This window comes from Acidaminococcus sp. HCP3S3_H5 (assembly GCF_052122235.1).
Classification (GTDB): domain Bacteria; phylum Bacillota; class Negativicutes; order Acidaminococcales; family Acidaminococcaceae; genus Acidaminococcus.
The window spans coordinates 279,902-298,059 of the sequence record NZ_JBQKCS010000003.1 but is presented as its reverse complement, the minus strand read 5'-3'; the positions used below and the strand labels follow the sequence as shown (position 1 = coordinate 298,059).

Below are 18,158 nucleotides of genomic sequence, written 5' to 3'. Positions count from 1 at the left end.
CTGCCGTGCTGAATAAAAAATATGCTTACCGTCTGGAGTTCATGATGGTCACCGGCATCCTGGTGATCCTGATCCTCATCGGACGGATGTTCTATCTGCAAATCGTCAAGGGATCCACTTACCGCCGGCAGGCGGAAGGGAACCGGACCCGCTATACCCGGATCCTGGCCCCCCGGGGCATCATCTATGACTGCAACGGGGAAGAACTGGCCAACAACAAGCCCGGGGTCATGGTGTCCCTGGTGCGCCGGACCGACGGGTACCGGGAAGAGACCCTGGAACGGCTGAGCCAGCTGCTGAACCTGCCTCTGGAAGACATCAAGGAGACCATCCGTCTCTCCGGAGGCAGTTCGGAACCCATCCGTCTGGTCCGGAACGCCTCTCCGGAAGTGGTGGACAAGGTGGAGGAAAACCTTCGCTATCTGCCCGGGGTGATGCTGGAAGTCCAGCCGGTGCGGAATTATCCCAACAAGGGACTGGCAGTCCATGCCCTGGGCTATGTGGGAGAAATCAGTGATTATGAGATCTCCCAGGGAGCCTACAGTGAACTGAAGGCCGGGGACATCATCGGGAAATTCGGCCTGGAAAACTACTACGATTCCTATCTCCGGGGAGAAGACGGCAGCTACCGGGAAGAAGTGGACGTGGCAGGCCGGGTGGTCCAGATCATGGACAAAGTGGATCCCAAACCGGGCCAGGGGCTGGTGCTCACCCTCGACGCCAAGCTCCAGCGGATCGCCGAAGAGGCGGTGGACCGGCAGCTGAAGGCCATCGGGGCCCGGGGCTGCGCCGTGGTGGCCCTGGATCCCAACAACGGGGAAGTGAAGGCCCTGGTGTCCCGTCCCGGATTCGATCCCAACTGGTTTGTCAACGGGATCAGCGAAAAGAACTGGAAATACCTGAATACGGATCCCTTCCATCCCATGACCGACAAGGTCATCGCCGGGGAATATCCTCCCGGATCCACCTTCAAGATCGTCACCGGGTCCGCGGCCCTGGAAGAAAAGAAAGTGACCCCGGATGAACTGATCTACGACTCCGGCCGCCACTGGCTCATCGACATGCGGAACGCCGGAGGGGAAGCCCTGGGGTACATCAACTTCAAACGGGCCCTGGCCGCTTCCGACAACGTGTACTTCTACGAAATGGGGAACCGGGTGGGCATCGACCTGCTGGACAAATACGCCCGGGAATTCGGCTTCGGCCAGACCACGGGCATCGACCTCCACGGGGAGGCCCAGGGACTCATCGCCACCCCGGAATACAAGAAGAAGGTCTTTGATGACGAATGGTACCTGGGGGATACCTTCAACACTGCCATCGGTCAGGGCTTCACCCTGGCCACCCCCATCCAGGTGGCGGAAATGCTCAGTGCCGTGGCCACCGACGGGAAACGGTACAAGCCCCATCTGGTAAGCAAGATCCTCAATGACGACGGCAGCGTGGCCAAGACCTTCGAGCCGGAGGAAGAGGGGAAACTGCCCATTTCTGAATCCACCCTGAAGCTGATCCAGGACGGCCTGGAAGCCGTAACGGAAGAAGGGGGCACTGCCGCCTTCCTGAAGAACCTGCCGGTGCCGGTGGCCGGGAAAACCGGTACCGCCGAAAACCCCCACGGACTGGAACACGGCTGGTTCATCGCCTATGCCCCGGCCAAGAAGCCCCAGCTGGTGGTGGTGTGCATTGTGGAACAGGGCAGCTACGGCACCATTTCCGCAGCCCCCATTGTCAAGAGCATCCTGGAATACGTGTTCACCGATCCCCGGGTGCGGCGGCAGGGCAGCAAGAAATAAGGAGAAACCATGCGCTGGCATTTTTCGTTGAAAAAATATTTTCGGAATATCGACAAACCCCTGCTGATCAGCGTCCTGCTGCTGATCGCCATCGGGGTGGTGCTCATCGGCAGTGCCACCCATGCCAACATCCCCGGGCCCAGACGGTACAGCTTCGTCCTGCGCCAGCTGAGCTTTGCGGCCATCAACCTGGTGCTGGGGGTCTTCCTCATGCGGTTCGACTACCGGATCCTGAAGAGCCTGGCCCGGCCTCTGTACATCTTCAACATCCTCATGCTGCTGGCGGTGATGCTGGTGGGGAAAAGCGCCCTGGGAGCCCAGCGCTGGCTCCAGCTGGGGCCCATCAGCATCCAGCCCAGTGAGTTTGCCAAAGCCATTATGATCATCAGCCTGTCCTCCTTTGTGGACGACCGGCTGCCCCTTTTGACGGATTTCCGAAGCTGGCTGCCGGTGTTCGGCTATGTGCTGCTGCCCTTCCTGTTCGTTATGAAGCAGCCGGACCTGGGGACTTCCCTGGTGTTTCTGGCCATCCTCCTGGGCACCATGATCGTCTGCGGCTTCCGGATCCGGTATTTCCTGATCATGGGAGGCCTGGGACTGGCTTCGGCGCCTCTGGTGTGGAAAATGCTCCACGAGTACCAGCGGAACCGGATCCGGGTGTTCCTGAACCCGGGACTGGAACCCTACGGCAGCGGCTATCACGTGATCCAGTCCATGATTGCCATCGGTTCCGGGCTTTTTGCCGGCAAGGGGCTTTTTGCCGGTACCCAGAGCCAGCTGAACTTCCTGCCGGAAAACCATACGGACTTTATCTTCGCAGTGGCCGGGGAGGAATTCGGCTTCATCGGCACTACCATTATCCTGCTGCTCTACGGGGTGGTGATCTACCGGGGCCTTTCCATTGCCCTCCATGCGTCCGATGATTTTGGAACCCTGCTGGCCGTGGGAGTGGTCTCTATGTTCCTGTTCCACATCCTGGTCAATGTGGGGATGACCAGCGGCATTATGCCGGTCACGGGGGTGCCCCTGCCTTTCATGAGCTACGGGGTCAGCTCTCTTACCACCAATATGCTCATGGTGACCCTGCTGCTGAACATCAATGCCCATCACCAGACCCTGCGTTTTCATTAAGGAGATATTATGCGAAAAGACTTACCCATCGACATACTCAGTGCTGTGGAAAAACCCGCCCGGTACACCGGCATGGAATTCGGCAGCATCGTAAAGCCGGAAGAGGAAACGGAGGTTTCCTTCTGTCTGGCCTTCCCGGATACCTACGAAATCGGCATGAGCTATCTGGGCTACAAGATCCTCTACGAAATCCTCAACAAGCTGCCCAAAGTGGCGGCAGAGCGGGCCTTTGCCCCCTGGGTGGACATGGAAGCCAAAATGCGGGAACGGGGGCTGGTGCTCTCCAGCCTGGAAAACACCCGGCCTTTGAAGGATTTCGACCTGCTGGGGTTCACCCTTCTGTATGAAATGTCCTATTCCAACATCCTGAACATGCTGGACCTGGGCGGGGTGCCCATCCTGGCCAAAGACCGGACCCTGGAGGATCCCTTTGTATGTGCCGGGGGCTGCTGCGTGTTCAACAGTGAACCCCTGGCGGATTTCCTGGACTTCTGCATGCTGGGAGACGGGGAAAAGATCATCCAGGAAGTGACCCTGCTGTACCGGGACTGGAAGCGGGAAGGCAAACCCGGGGGCCGGCTTGGCTTCCTGCGCCGGGTGTCCCGGATCCAGGGGGTCTACGTACCTTCTTTCTATGAAATCACCTACGGTCCCGACGGCACTATTACCGGGAAAAAGCCTCTGGAGCCCACGGCGCCGGAAGTGGTGTACAAACGGGTGGAACAGGACCTGGACGGGCTGGATTTCCCCACCCATCCCATTGTGCCCTACAGTGACACGGTCCACGACCGGATCATGCTGGAACTGTTCCGGGGCTGCAGCCGGGGCTGCCGGTTCTGCAACGCCGGGATCATCTATCGGCCGGTCCGGGAACGGAAACCGGAAACGGTGATGGAGCTGGCCAAACAGCTGGTACCTGCCACCGGCTACAACGAAATCTCCCTGTTCTCCCTGAGCACCGCGGATTATTCCCATCTGGAACCTCTCATCCGGGAACTGCTGGGAGATTTCCGGAAGGACCGGGTCAGCGTGTCCCTGCCTTCCCTGCGGATCGACAGCTTCTCCGTGAAGCTGGCCCAGGAAGTCCAGGCGGTGCGGAAAAGCGGCCTGACCTTTGCTCCGGAAGCCGGGAGCCAGCGGATGCGGGATGTGATCAACAAAGGGGTCACGGAAGAAAATCTCATGAACGCGGTGGGGGCCGCCTTTGAAAACGGCTGGTCCCAGGTGAAGCTGTACTTCATGATCGGTCTGCCTACGGAAACGGACGAAGACGTGCTGGCCATTGCCAAACTGGCCCAGAAGGTCCAGTGGAAGTACAAGGAAGTTACCGGCCACATGGGGGCCAAAGTCACTGTCAGCGTGTCCAACTTCGTGCCCAAGCCCTACACCCCCTTCCAGTGGGTGGGCCAGAACACCAAGGGGGAATTTGACCGGAAGCACATGCTGCTGAAGAACGCCTTTGCCAATCTGAAGAACATCCACTTTCAGTACCATGATTCCCGGACCAGCCTGATGGAAGGGGTCCTGGCCCGGGGAGACCGGCGGCTGGGAAAGGCCATTTACCTGGCCTGGCAGAGGGGCGCCAAATTCGACAGCTGGACGGAATTATTCGATTATGACCGGTGGGCCCAGGCCATTGCCGATGCAGGCCTGACCCCGGATTTCTACAACAGCCGGCCCCGGGGGAAAGAGGAAATCTTCCCTTGGGAACACACCAGCTGCGGGGTGAGCCGACAGTTCCTGTGGAGTGAATACGAAAAAGCCCAGGAGGCGGCCCTGACTCATGACTGCCGCCGGGATACCTGCACCGGCTGCGGGGTCTGCCAGAAACTGGGCGTGAAGATCATCGACTGGAAGGAGGGAGAAGTATGAAACTGCGGCTGCAGATCACCAAGGAACCGGGGATCCGGTTCATCTCCCATCTGGAATACCAGAGGAGCATCGAAAAGGCCCTCCGTCGGTCCGGGATCCCGGTGGCCTATTCGGAAGGGTTCAACCCCCATATGAAGTTTTCCCTGGCCTCCGCCCTCAGCGTGGGAGTCACCAGCTCCTGCGAGTTTGCGGAAATCCGCCTGGCGGAAGAACGGCCCCTGGAGGAGCTGCTGGACAAGATCGCCCGGGCCCTGCCCATGGGCATCCACATTGTCCGGGGGGACCTGACCGATGACAAGGCTCCCAAGCTCATGGCCCGGGCCCAGGGTGCCTCCTACCAGGTGAAGGTCCCCTGTGCCGCCGATCCTTCTGCCCAGCTGGCCGCCTTTGCCGCTGCGCCGGAAGTTCCCTACACCAAGACCCACAAAAAAGGCAAGGGGAAACCCAAGACCATCGATGTGAAATACTTCATTCCCCAGGTGGAGGCCCGGTGGCAGGAGGGAATCCTGGACCTGTCCTTTGATATCCGGATCACCCCCACCGGCAGCATGAAGGCGTCGGAATTCCTCCAGGTGCTGGAGGACCAGTTCCAGGTCCCTCTCACCGTGGTCCAGGCGGATATCCGCCGGGTGGATCTTTACAGCCGGGATGAAGCCGGCCGGAAGGTTCCCCTGATCGGGGAAGGCTGAGGGCTGCCATGAATACGATCTTTGTCAGTGTCCGTCCGGAAGAAACCAGGATGGGCACCGTGGAAGAGGACCGGCTCCGGGATTATGCGGTGGAGCGGAGCAGTAACGACAACCTGGTGGGCAATGTGTACCGGGCCCGGGTGTGCAATGTGGTGCCCGGGATCCAGGCAGCCTTTGTGGACCTGAACACCGGGAAGAACGGGTTCCTGACCCTGAAAAAGGGAGAAAAGCTCTCCGAAGGCCAGATGCTTTTGGTCCAGGTGGTGAAGGACGCCAGGGGGAACAAGGGTCCGGCGGTGACCCGGGAGATCACCCTTCCCGGCCGGTATGTGGTGCTGGAACCCTACGGCAGCCGGGTGAGCCTGTCCCGGAAGATCAGCTGCAAAACCAAGCGGAAGGAGCTCCGGGAATGGGCCCGGGAGCTGCTGCCGGAAAATATGGGACTGGTGCTCCGGACGGCAGCAGCCCATGCAGAGGAAAGCGAGATCCGGGCCGATCTGGAACAGCTGCTCCGGAACTGGGAGGTGCTGGTCCGCCGGAGCAAAGTGGGCCGGGGACCCCAGCTGCTGTACCGGGAACTGGACCTGGCCATCCGGCTGGTCCGGGATTATGTGACGGACCGGGTGGAACGGATCATCGTGGACGATGAGAAGACCTGTCAGCGGCTCCAGGAAATGCTCCGGGACATGGGGCTGCCCCAGATCCAGGTGAAGCTGTACAAGGGGAAAGAAGACCTGTTCACCTTCTACCGGCTGGATGAGGATATCGAAAGCCTTTCCGACCGGGTGGTGTGGCTGCCGGGGGGCGGCTACCTGGTCTTCGACTATACGGAAGCCATGACCGTCATCGACGTGAACAGCGGGAAATTCTCCACGGGAGCGGACCGGGATGCCACCAGTATGGCCACCAACCGGGAAGCAGCCCGGGAAATCGCCCGGCAGCTCCGGCTCCGGGACATCGGAGGCATCATCGTGGCGGATTTCATCGACATGGACCGGGAAGAGGAACAGGGGGAGATCCTCCAGATCCTGAAGAAAGAATTCGCCTGGGACAAAATGAAGCCAAAGGTCATCGACCTGACCCATCTGAACCTGGTGGAAATGACCCGGATGAAGGCCCGGAAGAATCTGTCCAGCATCCTGTACACCACCTGCCCCATGTGCGGAGGCAGCGGCCGGGTGGAAGCTCCGGAAACCGTCTATGTGGAGATCCGCCGGCGGCTCCGGAGCCTGTTCCTCCAGGGAAAGATGAGCCACAGCCTGCTGCTTACCGTCCATCCTGTGGTATACGGCTGGCTGCGCCAGCAGGGGTTGGGGGACATGGAACGGGAATTCCACTGCACCCTGAAGCTGGCCAGCGACCCATCCCTGGAAATCGGGGTGTTTACCCTTCTGACCGCAGACCAGGAAGGGACAGGAAGAGAGGGTGACCGGGAATGAAACTGACGATTCCATCCTATGTGAAAACCGTTATGGATGTGCTCCAGTCCCATGGGTTCGAAGCCCATGTGGTGGGAGGCGCTGTCCGGGACATGCTCCTGGGCCGGGTCCCGGACGATTATGACGTGGTCACCAACGCCCGGCCGGAACAGATCCTCCGGACCGCGGAAGACGCGGGGATCCCGGTGGTCAGTGAGCTGGGACAGAACTTCGGGGTGGTGATCCTCCGGGTGGAGCGCCACGGGGTGGAAGTGGCCGCCTACCGGAATGAAACCTACGGCAGCGCTGACGCCCACCGGCCGGCGGAAGTCTGGTACTGCAGGACTCTGGAAGAGGATCTGAGCCGGCGGGATTTCACCATCAATGCCCTGGCGGTGGACCAGAACGGACACATCACCGACTGCTTCCAGGGGCTGGATGATCTGCGGGGCCGGGTTCTCCGCACTGTGGGGGATCCGGACCGGCGGTTCTCGGAAGATGCCCTGCGGATGTTCCGGGCCTGCCGGTTCGTGGGACAGCTGGGCTTTGCTCCGGATCCTTCCATCCTGCCTGCCATGGGCCGGAACCTGAAGAAGGTGCCGGGACTGTCTCTGGAGCGGGTGCGGACAGAATTGAACAAGCTGCTCATGGGGACCTATGCGGGAGAAGGCATGGACCTGATGGTGAAAAGCGGACTGGCGGCGGAGAGCTGCCGGGTCCGGCGGAAAGGCCAGTATGAAACGGTGCCCATCCTGCCGGAACTGATCCATCTGGTGGGATTAGGCCAGAACCCCCAGTTCCATCCCTATGATGTGTGGAAGCACACGGCAGTGGCCCTGGACAAAGGGGACCGGAGCCTGGAAGTGGGATGGGGAATCCTGCTCCATGACGTGGCCAAGGGCCTGGAAGGGGTCCGGGGCATCAACAAAGAAGGACAGCCCTGCGACCACGGCCATGAAGTGGTGGGCGCCGCCCTGGCCCGGCAGATCCTGGAACGGCTCCAGCTGCCCCGGGAGGTGGTGGACCGGGTGGCCTGGCTGGTGAAGAACCACATGCACTTCGGGTTCATCAGCGCCCAGGAGGACAGCAAGACCTGGCACTGGCTCCGGAAGGAGGCCCGCAGCGGCCATTTCCGGGTAAACAAGGAGATGGCGGAAGCCTTCAAACAGCTTACGGCCGTGTGCGTGGCGGATGTGGCCGCCACCAATGCGGCCCAGAATGACGTGATCCATGCCCAGATGTACGGAAAACGGTTGGTGAAGATGGCCTATCTCATGCCCGTCCACACCTCCGATCTGGACTTTTCCGGGAAGGACGCTCTGACCCTGGGGGCCCGCCCGGACCAGTTGAAGGAGCTGATGCCGGTGCTCCTCCGGCGGGTCCAGGACCGGATGCTGGAAAATAATCCGGAACAGCTGGCCCAGGCGGCTCAAAAGTGGCTGGAACGGCAAAAAAAACTGTATTGACAATGCATGGTTGAAGAAAAAGAAGGTGTTTCAGAGAAAACACCTTCTTTTTTGTGTAACTTTTGCAATAAAAAAGGTGCAAAAAGAGAAATTTTCTCATAAGTTATTAGAATTTTTATATATTTGCAAAAAAAAACTACAAATAATCTCCCGGGAGATTTAAAAAAAAAATTATTTGTGTTATAATCATTCCGTACACTGAATACAGTAGGTTCAGCCGGAATGCGAATGTAAAAAATATTCACAAAGGGGGATGGTTATTTCTTAGAGGAGGATTCCGGCAGTTTCACAAACTAGGAAGGATTTTAAGGAGGTTTTTGCTTTGAGTAAAGTAATGACGTTAAAAGACGCAATCGCCAAGTATGTGCACAGTGGTGATCACATTGCTCTGGGTGGCTTTACGACTGACCGTAAACCCTATGCGGCTGTGTTTGAAATCCTGAGACAGGGCATCACGGACCTGACCGGTCTGGGCGGTGCTGCCGGCGGCGACTGGGATATGCTGATCGGCAACGGCCGTGTGAAAGCCTACATCAACTGCTATACCGCCAACTCCGGTGTAACCAACGTTTCCAGACGGTTCAGAAAATGGTTCGAAGCCGGCAAGCTGACCATGGAAGACTATTCCCAGGATGTTATCTACATGATGTGGCATGCCGCTGCTCTGGGCCTGCCCTTCCTGCCTGTAACCCTGATGCAGGGCTCCGGCCTCACCGATGAATGGGGCATCAGCAAGGAAGTCCGGAAGACCCTGGACAAAGTTCCTGATGACAAGTTCAAATACATCGACAACCCCTTCAAACCGGGTGAAAAAGTGGTGGCTGTTCCTGTTCCTCAGATCGATGTGGCCATCATCCACGCTCAGCAGGCTTCTCCTGATGGCACCGTACGCATCTGGGGCGGCAAATTCCAGGATGTGGATATTGCGGAAGCAGCCAAATACACCATCGTTACCTGCGAAGAGATCATCTCCAATGAAGAAATCAGAAGAGATCCCACCAAGAACGACATTCCCGGCATGTGCGTAGATGCCGTTGTCCTGGCTCCTTACGGTGCTCATCCGTCTCAGTGCTATGGCCTGTATGACTACGACAACCCGTTCCTGAAAGTCTATGACCAGGTCTCCAAGACCCAGGAAGACTTCGATGCTTTCTGCAAAGAATGGGTGTTCGACCTGAAGGATCATGACGAATACCTGAACAAACTGGGTGCCACTCGTCTGATCAACCTGAAGGTTGTTCCCGGTCTGGGCTATCACATTGACATGACGAAGGAGGACAAATAACAATGGCTGATTACACGAATTATACCAATAAGGAAATGCAGGCTGTGACCATTGCCAAACAGATCAAAAATGGTCAGGTTGTAACGGTTGGTACCGGTCTGCCTCTGATCGGCGCCAGCGTGGCCAAGAGAGTTTATGCTCCTGACTGCCACATCATCGTGGAAAGCGGTCTGATGGACTGCTCCCCTGTGGAAGTTCCCCGTTCCGTTGGTGACCTGCGGTTCATGGCTCACTGCGGCTGCATCTGGCCGAATGTCCGGTTCGTCGGCTTCGAAATCAACGAATACCTGCACAAGGCCAACCGTCTGATCGCCTTCATCGGCGGCGCTCAGATCGACCCCTACGGCAACGTGAACTCCACCTCCATCGGCGACTACCATCATCCGAAAACCCGTTTCACCGGGTCCGGCGGCGCTAACGGCATTGCCACCTATTCCAACACCATCATTATGATGCAGCATGAAAAACGCAGATTCATGCAGAAAATCGACTATGTGACCAGCCCGGGCTGGATCGACGGCCCTGGCGGACGTGAAAGACTGGGTCTGCCCGGCGATGTTGGACCTCAGCTGGTAGTAACCGACAAAGGGATCCTGAAATTCGACGAAAAGACCAAACGGATGTATCTGGCTGCCTACTATCCCACTTCTTCTCCGGAAGACGTCCTGGAAAACACCGGGTTCGACCTGGATGTATCCAAGGCTGTGGAACTGGAAGCTCCGGATCCGGCAGTTATCAAACTGATCCGTGAAGAAATCGACCCGGGCCAGGCTTTCATCAAAGTCCCTGCTCCGGAAGCAAAATAAGACATTCGGGAGGAAGAAGTTAAATGGGTTTTTACTCTATGCCTAGATATTTCCAACAAATGCCTCAGGTGGGCAAACCCCTGAAAAAGGTGGATGCCGCCAATGAAGAACAGCTGAAAAAGATCGAAGAAGAGATCCATCAGCTGATCAAAGCCGCTCAGGAAGCCGGCAAGGCAGATGCTGATGTAAACAAGAGAGGGGAACTGACCGCTCTCCAGAGAATTGAAAAACTGGTAGAACCGGGCTCCTGGAGACCCCTGAACACCCTGTTCAATCCTCAGGGCAACAAGAACGGCTCCGTGGCCATCGTCAAGGGCCTGGGCCGTGTAAACGGCAAATGGTGCGTAGTGGTGGCTTCCGACAACAAGAAGCTGGCCGGCGCCTGGGTCCCTGGCCAGGCTGAATGCCTGCTGCGGGCTTCCGACACTGCCAAGACCCTGCACGTGCCTCTGGTGTATGTGCTGAACTGCTCCGGCGTTAAGTTCGACGAACAGGAAAAGGTATACCCCAACCGTCGTGGCGGCGGTACTCCCTTCTTCCGGAACGCTGAACTGAACCAGCTGGGCATTCCCGTCATCGTGGGCATCTACGGCACCAACCCTGCCGGCGGCGGCTATCATTCCATCAGCCCCACGGTGATCATTGCCCATGAAAAAGCCAACATGGCTGTAGGCGGCGCCGGCATTATGGGCGGCATGAACCCCAAAGGCCATGTGGACCTGGAATATGCCAACGAAATCGCTGACATGGTGGACCGTACCGGCAAGACCGAACCTCCGGGAGCTGTCGACATCCACTACACCGAAACCGGTTTCATCCGGGAAGTCTATGCTTCCGAAGAAGGCGTTCTGGAAGGGATCAAGAAGTATGTAGGCATGCTGCCCAAATACGATCCTGAATTCTTCCGGGTGGACGATCCGAAAGCACCGGCATTCCCGGCTGACGATCTGTACACCATGGTTCCCCTGAACGACAAACGGGCTTATGACATCTACAATGTTATCGGCCGTCTGTTCGACAACAGCGAAATGCGGGAATACAAGAAAGGCTACGGTCCTGAAATGGTTACCGGCCTGGCCAAAGTCAACGGCCTGCTGGTGGGCGTTGTGGCCAACGTCCAGGGCCTGTTGATGAACTACCCTGAATACAAGGCTGCCGGCTCTGTGGGTATCGGCGGCAAGCTGTACCGTCAGGGTCTGGTGAAGATGAATGAATTCGTCACTCTCTGCGCCAGAGACCGTCTGCCCATTGTCTGGATCCAGGACACCACCGGGATCGATGTGGGCAACGATGCGGAAAAGGCTGAACTGCTGGGTCTGGGCCAGTCCCTGATCTACTCCATCCAGACTTCCCACATCCCTCAATTCGAAATCACCCTGAGAAAGGGCACCGCTGCTGCACACTATGTACTGGGCGGGCCTCAGGGCAACGATACCAACGCCTTCTCCATCGGTACGGCCGCTACAGAAATCGCCGTTATGAACGGTGAAACCGCCGCTACCGCCATGTACTCCCGGAGACTGGCCAAAGACCGGAAAGCCGGCAAGGATCTGCAGCCGACCATCGACAAGATGAACAACCTGATCCAGGCTTTCTACACCAAATCTCGTCCGAAAGTCTGCGCCGAACTGGGTCTGGTAGACGAAATCGTAGACATGAACAAAATCCGCGGGTATGTGGAAGCCTTCACGGAAGCTGCTTATCAGAATCCGGAAAGCATCTGCCCGTTCCATCAGATGCTGCTGCCTCGTGCCATCAGAGAGTTCGAGACTTTCGTAAAGAAATAATCCTTACGGAGGAACTGTTTTAATGAGTATCTATACCTTGGGAATCGATGTTGGATCTACTGCATCCAAGTGCATTATCCTGAAAGACGGAAAAGAGATCGTGGCAAAATCCCTGGTAGACGTGGGGACCGGAACTTCCGGTCCCGCACGTTCTATTGCGGAAGTCCTGGAAAATGCCCACATGAAAAAAGAAGACATGGCCTTTACCCTGGCTACCGGTTACGGGCGCAATTCGCTGGAAGGCATTGCCGACAAGCAGATGAGCGAACTGAGCTGTCATGCCATGGGCGCCAGCTTTATCTGGCCCAACGTCCATACGGTCATCGATATCGGTGGTCAGGACGTGAAAGTCATCCATGTGGAAAACGGGACCATGACCAATTTCCAGATGAATGATAAATGCGCTGCCGGTACTGGCCGTTTCCTGGATGTTATGGCCAATATCCTGGAAGTGAAGGTTTCTGACCTGGCTGCACTGGGAGCCAAATCCACCAAACGGGTGGCCATCAGCTCCACCTGCACCGTATTTGCTGAAAGTGAAGTCATCAGCCAGCTGTCCAAAGGAACCGACAAGGACGACATCATTGCCGGGATCCATCGTTCCGTGGCCAGCCGTGTCATTGGCCTTGCCAACCGGGTGGGGGTTGTGAAGGATGTTGTGATGACCGGCGGTGTGGCCCAGAACTATGGCGTGAGAGAGGCTCTGGAAGAAGGCCTTGGTGTGGAAATCAAGACTTCTCCCCTGGCTCAGTACAACGGCGCCCTGGGTGCCGCTTTGTACGCGTATAAAAAAGCAGCCAAATAAGCTGCATACCATGTAAAGAAGGAAGGATCATTATGCCAAAGAAAGTAAGCCCTGGCGTTCAGGCATTGAGAGATGTTGTTGAAAAGGTTTACAGAGAACTGCGGGAAGCCAAAGAAAGAGGAGAAAAAGTAGGATGGTCCTCTTCCAAGTTCCCCTGCGAACTGGCAGAATCTTTCGGTCTGCATGTAGGGTATCCTGAAAACCAGGCTGCCGGCATCGCTGCCAACCGTGACGGCGAAGTGATGTGCCAGGCTGCTGAAGATATGGGGTACGACAACGATATCTGCGGCTATGCCCGTATTTCCCTGGCTTATTCCGCAGGTTTCCGCGGTGCCAATAAGATGGACAAAGACGGCAACTATGTCATCAACCCCAACAGCGGGAAACAGATGAAAGATGCCGATGGGAAGAAAGTCTTCGACGAAAACGGCAAACCCGTGATCGATCCCAAGACCCTGAAACCCTATGCTACGGTAGACAACATCTATGAAATCGCTGCCCTGCCGGAAGGGGAAGAAAAGACCCGCCGTCAGAACGCACTGCACAAATACCGTCAGATGACCATGCCTCAGCCGGATTTCCTGCTGTGCTGCAACAACATCTGCAACTGCATGACCAAATGGTATGAAGACATTGCCCGTCGGCACAACATTCCTTTGATCATGATCGACGTTCCTTACAACGAATTCGACCATGTAAACGAAGCCAACGTAAAATACATCCGGTCCCAGCTGGATACGGCCATCCGTCAAATGGAAGAAATCACCGGCAAGAAGTTCGATGAAGACAAATTCGAACAGTGCTGCCAGAACGCCAACCGTACCGCCAAAGCTTGGTTGAAGGTTTGCGACTATCTGCAGTACAAACCGGCTCCCTTCAACGGGTTCGACCTGTTCAACCATATGGCTGACGTGGTAACCGCCCGTGGCCGTGTGGAAGCTGCTGAAGCTTTCGAACTGCTGGCCAAGGAACTGGAACAGCATGTGAAGGAAGGCACCACTACCGCTCCCTTCAAAGAACAGCATCGTATTATGTTCGAAGGGATTCCCTGCTGGCCGAAACTGCCGAACCTGTTCAAACCGCTGAAAGCCAACGGCCTGAACATCACCGGCGTTGTGTATGCTCCTGCTTTCGGGTTCGTGTACAACAACCTGGACGAACTGGTCAAAGCCTACTGCAAGGCTCCGAACTCCGTCAGCATCGAACAGGGTGTTGCCTGGCGTGAAGGCCTGATCCGGGACAACAAGGTTGACGGCGTACTGGTTCACTTCAACCGGTCCTGCAAACCTTGGAGCGGTTACATGCCTGAAATGCAGCGTCGTTTCACCAAAGACATGGGTATCCCCACTGCTGGATTCGACGGTGACCAGGCTGACCCGAGAAACTTCAACGCGGCTCAGTACGAGACCCGTGTTCAAGGCTTGGTCGAAGCCATGGAAGCAAATGATGAAAAGAAGGGGAAATAACAATGGCTATCAGTGCACTTATTGAAGAGTTCCAAAAAGTATCTGCCAGCCCGAAGACCATGCTGGCCAAATATAAAGCCCAGGGCAAGAAAGCCATTGGCGTCCTGCCTTACTATGTTCCGGAAGAACTGGTCTATGCTGCTGGTATGGTTCCCATGGGTGTATGGGGCTGCAACGGCAAACAGGAAATCCGTTCCAAGGAATACTGTGCTTCCTTCTACTGCACCATTGCCCAACAGTCTCTGGAAATGCTGCTGGACGGGACCCTGGACGGTCTGTCCGGGATCATCACTCCGGTTCTCTGCGATACCCTGCGTCCCATGAGCCAGAACTTCAAAGTGGCCATGAAGGACAAGATGCCTGTTATTTTCCTGGCTCATCCCCAGGTCCGTCAGACTGCGGCCGGCAAGCAGTTCACCTATGATGCCTACAACGAAGTAAAAGGCCATCTGGAAGAAATCTGCGGCCATGAAATCACCAATGATGCCATCCTGGATGCCATCAAAGTGTACAACAAGAGCCGTGCTGCCCGCCGTGAATTCTGTAAACTGGCCAACGCACATCCTGATCTGATTCCGGCTTCCGTACGTGCCGCCATCCTCCGTGCTGCTTACTTCATGCTGAAGGATGAATACACTGCAAAGCTGGAAGAACTGAACAAGGAACTGGCTGCTGCTCCTGCCGGCAAATTCGACGGCCACAAAGTGGTTGTTTCCGGCATCATCTACAACATGCCCGGCATCCTGAAAGCCATGGACGACAACAAACTGGCCGTGGCTGCCGATGACTGCGCTTATGAAAGCCGCAGCTTCGCCGTGGACGCTCCGGAAGATCTGGACAATGGCCTCCAGGCTCTGGCCGTCCAGTTCGCCAAACAGAAGAACGACGTTCTGCTGTACGATCCGGACTTTGCCAAGAACGCCCGTGCTGAACATGTGTGCCAGCTGGTGAAAGACAGCGGCGCTGAAGGCGTTGTGGTGTTCATGATGCAGTTCTGCGATCCGGAAGAAATGGAATATCCTGATTTGAAGAAGGCTCTGGATGCTCACCACATTCCTCATGTGAAGATTGGTGTGGACCAGATGACCCGTGACTTTGGTCAGGCTCAGACCGCTCTGGAAGCTTTCGCAGAAAGCCTGTAAGAGAATTCTAAAAGAGGCTGTTGCTTAGGCAACAGCCTCTTTTTTTGGTATAATGGAGAAAAAACAAAGGAGAATCCATCCATGAGCCTTTCAGAGGAATACAATCGCAAACGGAAAAACAGTGCAGGGGAAGTGCTGGAGGAACTCCGGGACGGGGACTATGTGCTGTCCGCCCAGGCCATGGCGGAGCCGGTGACTTTGCTGGAAGCCATGCCCCTCTTGAAAAAACGGGGCCGGAAAGGCATCACCTACAACTCCTGTATGCCCGTGGCGGATCTGCCCTGGTACCATGATCCCTCCATGGCCGGAACCCTGGACCATGTGTCCTGGTTCTTCAGTGCCCCCACCCGGAAGGCCCATGCGGAAGGGCTGTGCAGCTTCCTTCCCGCCGGATCCACCAGCCTGGTCCGGAAGACTCTCCAGAGAGTGGCTGCCCGGAACCGGCGGCCGGTACTCCTGGCTACGGCTTCTCCCATGGATGCCCACGGGTATTTTTCCCTGTCCCTGTCCGCCCTGTTCGAACGGGACATCATCGACCGGGGAGCGGTGGTGCTCCTGGAAGTGAGCCCCCATTTTCCACGGACCTGGGGGGATACCCTGCTGCCCATTTCCCAGGTCACAGCCTTTGTGGAAACGGACCGGAAGCCTCCCGTATCTCCGGTGCCCGGTCTGGGGGACCTGGACCGGAAGATTGCCGCCCAGGTGGCGGAACTGATCCCGGACGGATCCACCCTCCAGCTGGGGGTGGGGCACATTCCCAGCGCTGTGGCAGAAGAACTGAAGGTCCGGCATCATCTGGGAATCCATTCCGGGCTGTTCAGTGACAGCCTGATGGACCTGATCCGGTGCGGAGCCGTGGACAACAGCCGGAAAGGGTTCCAGGAGGGAGTTTCCCTCTGCGCCTTTGCCAACGGGTCCCAGAAGCTCTATGACTTTCTGGACGGGAATCCGGGGGTGATATTCCGCAGAGGGACCTTTGCCAACGAACCCAGGATCATCGCCCGGAATCGGAACATGGTGTCCCTGAACACCGGGCTGGAAATCGACCTTACCGGGCAGATTGCCGCAGAATCCATGGGGTTCGCCCAGTTTTCCGCCACCGGGGCCCAGACGGAAACCATCCAGGGGGCCCAGCTGTCTCCCGGAGGGAAATCCATCCTGGCTCTTCGGTCCGTGTATGCTGCCCGGAATACAAAGGGGGAAAAGGTGCTGAAATCCAAAATCGTCCCCTGTTTCCGTCCTGGAACTGTGGTGTCCACCTCCCGGAACGACATCGACTATGTGGTCACCGAGTATGGAGTGGCCTGGCTGCGGGGAGCCTCGGTAAAGGAACGGGTGAAAGAACTGGTCAGCGTGGCCCATCCTGCCTTCCGGGAAAAACTCCTGGCAGCGGCAAAGGAGAAGGGGCTGGTGTAAAGGAGCTGACCGTTGACGGGGGTGTTGCTTATGCAGGCAACACCCCCTTTTACAATATCTCCTCCACGGTCTTTTGGATCAGGTTCACAAAGGCCAGGAGGTTTTTGCTTTTGGCTTTTTCTTTTTTGTAGCAGATGGTGAGCCAGGGGTACCGGGCCGGGTCCCCGGTACGGAAATACCGGACCGGTTTGGAGGTGTGGAAGGCCTGGGTGTAGGATTCCATACAGAAAGCGATGCCCATTCCTCCGGCAGCCAGGCGGACGGCTGTTTCAATGTTTTCGATTTCCCTGGTACGGGGAATTTTTCCCAGATCTGCCAGCAGTTTGTCTTCCTGGAGCCGGATCTGCTGGCTGTGGCTTTGGAGGAGGAACGTTTCTTCTTTCAGCAGTTCTCCAGGCAGATAGGGGAAACGGCTGTCGGGCAGGGGACGGGCCTTTTGGCAGAGAGGATGGTCCGCCGGCAATACCACCAGGAATCCTTCCTGCCGGAGCCTGCGGCAGACAAAATCGGGATTTGGAGCATCCTGGAAGCAAAGGATCAGATCGAACTGGTCCCGGGCCAGATCCTGGATCAGTTCCTGATAGTGCCTGTGCTGGAGCCGGAGTTCCACCTGGGGATGGCTTTTGTGGAACTGAGTCATTAAAGTGGGCATCAGCAGGGCCGAAAAAATCAGATAGGTACCGATCCGCAGCCGGTCTTTTCGGTTTTCCTGGAGGGCCTGGAGCCTTCCTTCCAGCTCCCGGTCCAGGGCCAGCATCTCCCGGGCGGCTGCCAGCACCAGTTCTCCGGCTTCGGTGGGCACCACCTGCTTGCTTTGGCGGGTGAACAGCGTCTGATGGAGCCGTTCTTCCAGCTTTTTCACAGCAATGCTCAGGGTAGGCTGGGTAATGTACAGTTTACGGGCAGCCGTATGGTAGCTGCCGGTTTCAGCCAGGGTACAGAGATACTGCAGCTGGCGGAGATTCAGGACCATGGCCGGACTCCTTTCAGCAGAGGGGTTTGAAAAAACGATTGAAAAAATTTATCACTTAATAAAATACCACAATTTGAATTTTCGCACAATGCCCCGTACAATACAGGTA

General features: G+C 56.9%; 14 protein-coding genes. 13 read left to right on the top strand and 1 reads right to left on the bottom strand.

Translation table 11 applies throughout. The annotated features are described in order from the left end of the window. Positions 1 to 5 precede the first annotated feature (5 nt). The 13 genes from mrdA to ACTQY5_RS05440 all read left to right on the top strand — a co-directional run bounded on the left by mrdA (position 6) and on the right by ACTQY5_RS05440 (position 17,076). The gene (gene mrdA, locus ACTQY5_RS05500; RefSeq protein WP_279127964.1) at positions 6 to 1,793 is read left to right on the top strand and encodes a penicillin-binding protein 2; all 1,788 of its coding nucleotides are present in this window, start codon (positions 6 to 8) and stop codon (positions 1,791 to 1,793) included. A gap of 9 nt (positions 1,794 to 1,802) precedes the next feature. Further along, the gene (rodA, locus tag ACTQY5_RS05495) at positions 1,803 to 2,924 is read left to right on the top strand and encodes a rod shape-determining protein RodA (protein WP_022487682.1); all 1,122 of its coding nucleotides are present in this window, start codon (positions 1,803 to 1,805) and stop codon (positions 2,922 to 2,924) included. A 9-nt stretch (positions 2,925 to 2,933) separates the two neighbouring features. Continuing rightward, the gene (locus ACTQY5_RS05490) at positions 2,934 to 4,796 is read left to right on the top strand and encodes a TIGR03960 family B12-binding radical SAM protein (RefSeq protein WP_441368912.1); all 1,863 of its coding nucleotides are present in this window, start codon (positions 2,934 to 2,936) and stop codon (positions 4,794 to 4,796) included. Continuing rightward, entirely contained in the window at positions 4,793 to 5,485 is a 693-nt protein-coding gene (locus tag ACTQY5_RS05485) for a TIGR03936 family radical SAM-associated protein (protein ID WP_022487680.1), read from the top strand. The genes ACTQY5_RS05490 and ACTQY5_RS05485 overlap by 4 nt, the downstream gene beginning before the upstream one ends. A gap of 8 nt (positions 5,486 to 5,493) precedes the next feature. Further along, positions 5,494 to 6,924, top strand: a complete 1,431-nt coding sequence (locus tag ACTQY5_RS05480) for an Rne/Rng family ribonuclease (RefSeq protein WP_022487679.1) — start codon at positions 5,494 to 5,496, stop codon at positions 6,922 to 6,924. Continuing rightward, positions 6,921 to 8,369, top strand: coding sequence for a CCA tRNA nucleotidyltransferase (locus ACTQY5_RS05475; RefSeq protein ID WP_154487849.1), 1,449 nt, complete (start codon positions 6,921 to 6,923; stop codon positions 8,367 to 8,369). The genes ACTQY5_RS05480 and ACTQY5_RS05475 overlap by 4 nt, the downstream gene beginning before the upstream one ends. Before the next feature lie 322 nt (positions 8,370 to 8,691). Beyond that, complete coding sequence (gctA, locus tag ACTQY5_RS05470) at positions 8,692 to 9,654, top strand: glutaconate CoA-transferase subunit A (RefSeq protein ID WP_022487677.1); 963 nt, start codon at positions 8,692 to 8,694, stop codon at positions 9,652 to 9,654. Between the two features lie 2 nt (positions 9,655 to 9,656). Beyond that, entirely contained in the window at positions 9,657 to 10,460 is an 804-nt protein-coding gene (gene gctB / locus ACTQY5_RS05465) for a glutaconate CoA-transferase subunit B (protein ID WP_022487676.1), read from the top strand. A gap of 23 nt (positions 10,461 to 10,483) precedes the next feature. Further along, positions 10,484 to 12,247, top strand: coding sequence for a sodium ion-translocating glutaconyl-CoA decarboxylase subunit alpha (gene gcdA, locus ACTQY5_RS05460; RefSeq protein WP_022487675.1), 1,764 nt, complete (start codon positions 10,484 to 10,486; stop codon positions 12,245 to 12,247). 22 nt (positions 12,248 to 12,269) lie between these two features. Next, positions 12,270 to 13,052 (top strand): (R)-2-hydroxyglutaryl-CoA dehydratase activase HgdC, encoded by a 783-nt coding sequence (gene hgdC / locus ACTQY5_RS05455; RefSeq protein WP_022487674.1) that lies wholly within the window; start codon positions 12,270 to 12,272, stop codon positions 13,050 to 13,052. Between the two features lie 32 nt (positions 13,053 to 13,084). Next, positions 13,085 to 14,518, top strand: coding sequence for a (R)-2-hydroxyglutaryl-CoA dehydratase subunit alpha (gene hgdA, locus ACTQY5_RS05450; RefSeq protein WP_279127953.1), 1,434 nt, complete (start codon positions 13,085 to 13,087; stop codon positions 14,516 to 14,518). Between the two features lie 2 nt (positions 14,519 to 14,520). Then, on the top strand, positions 14,521 to 15,660 hold the full coding sequence (gene hgdB, locus ACTQY5_RS05445; protein WP_303225178.1) for a (R)-2-hydroxyglutaryl-CoA dehydratase subunit beta: 1,140 nt from the start codon (positions 14,521 to 14,523) through the stop codon (positions 15,658 to 15,660). A gap of 81 nt (positions 15,661 to 15,741) precedes the next feature. Further along, complete coding sequence (locus ACTQY5_RS05440; RefSeq protein ID WP_441368911.1) at positions 15,742 to 17,076, top strand: acetyl-CoA hydrolase/transferase family protein; 1,335 nt, start codon at positions 15,742 to 15,744, stop codon at positions 17,074 to 17,076. A gap of 49 nt (positions 17,077 to 17,125) precedes the next feature. Here the strand turns inward: ACTQY5_RS05440 and ACTQY5_RS05435 are convergent, their stop codons facing one another. Then, positions 17,126 to 18,049, bottom strand: a complete 924-nt coding sequence (locus ACTQY5_RS05435; protein ID WP_441368910.1) for a LysR family transcriptional regulator — start codon at positions 18,047 to 18,049, stop codon at positions 17,126 to 17,128. Positions 18,050 to 18,158: the final 109 nt, after the last annotated feature.

What these genes read in the sequence shown, in the direction of transcription:
- rodA (WP_022487682.1), top strand. Translation starts at nt 1,803, where the DNA reads ATGCGCTGGCATTTTTCGTTGAAAAAATATTTTCGGAATATCGACAAA.
- ACTQY5_RS05490 (WP_441368912.1), top strand. Translation starts at nt 2,934, where the DNA reads ATGCGAAAAGACTTACCCATCGACATACTCAGTGCTGTGGAAAAACCC.
- ACTQY5_RS05485 (WP_022487680.1), top strand. Translation starts at nt 4,793, where the DNA reads ATGAAACTGCGGCTGCAGATCACCAAGGAACCGGGGATCCGGTTCATC.
- ACTQY5_RS05480 (WP_022487679.1), top strand. Translation starts at nt 5,494, where the DNA reads ATGAATACGATCTTTGTCAGTGTCCGTCCGGAAGAAACCAGGATGGGC.
- ACTQY5_RS05475 (WP_154487849.1), top strand. Translation starts at nt 6,921, where the DNA reads ATGAAACTGACGATTCCATCCTATGTGAAAACCGTTATGGATGTGCTC.
- gctB (WP_022487676.1), top strand. Translation starts at nt 9,657, where the DNA reads ATGGCTGATTACACGAATTATACCAATAAGGAAATGCAGGCTGTGACC.
- gcdA (WP_022487675.1), top strand. Translation starts at nt 10,484, where the DNA reads ATGGGTTTTTACTCTATGCCTAGATATTTCCAACAAATGCCTCAGGTG.
- hgdC (WP_022487674.1), top strand. Translation starts at nt 12,270, where the DNA reads ATGAGTATCTATACCTTGGGAATCGATGTTGGATCTACTGCATCCAAG.
- hgdA (WP_279127953.1), top strand. Translation starts at nt 13,085, where the DNA reads ATGCCAAAGAAAGTAAGCCCTGGCGTTCAGGCATTGAGAGATGTTGTT.
- hgdB (WP_303225178.1), top strand. Translation starts at nt 14,521, where the DNA reads ATGGCTATCAGTGCACTTATTGAAGAGTTCCAAAAAGTATCTGCCAGC.
- ACTQY5_RS05440 (WP_441368911.1), top strand. Translation starts at nt 15,742, where the DNA reads ATGAGCCTTTCAGAGGAATACAATCGCAAACGGAAAAACAGTGCAGGG.
- ACTQY5_RS05435 (WP_441368910.1), bottom strand. Translation starts at nt 18,049, where the DNA reads ATGGTCCTGAATCTCCGCCAGCTGCAGTATCTCTGTACCCTGGCTGAA.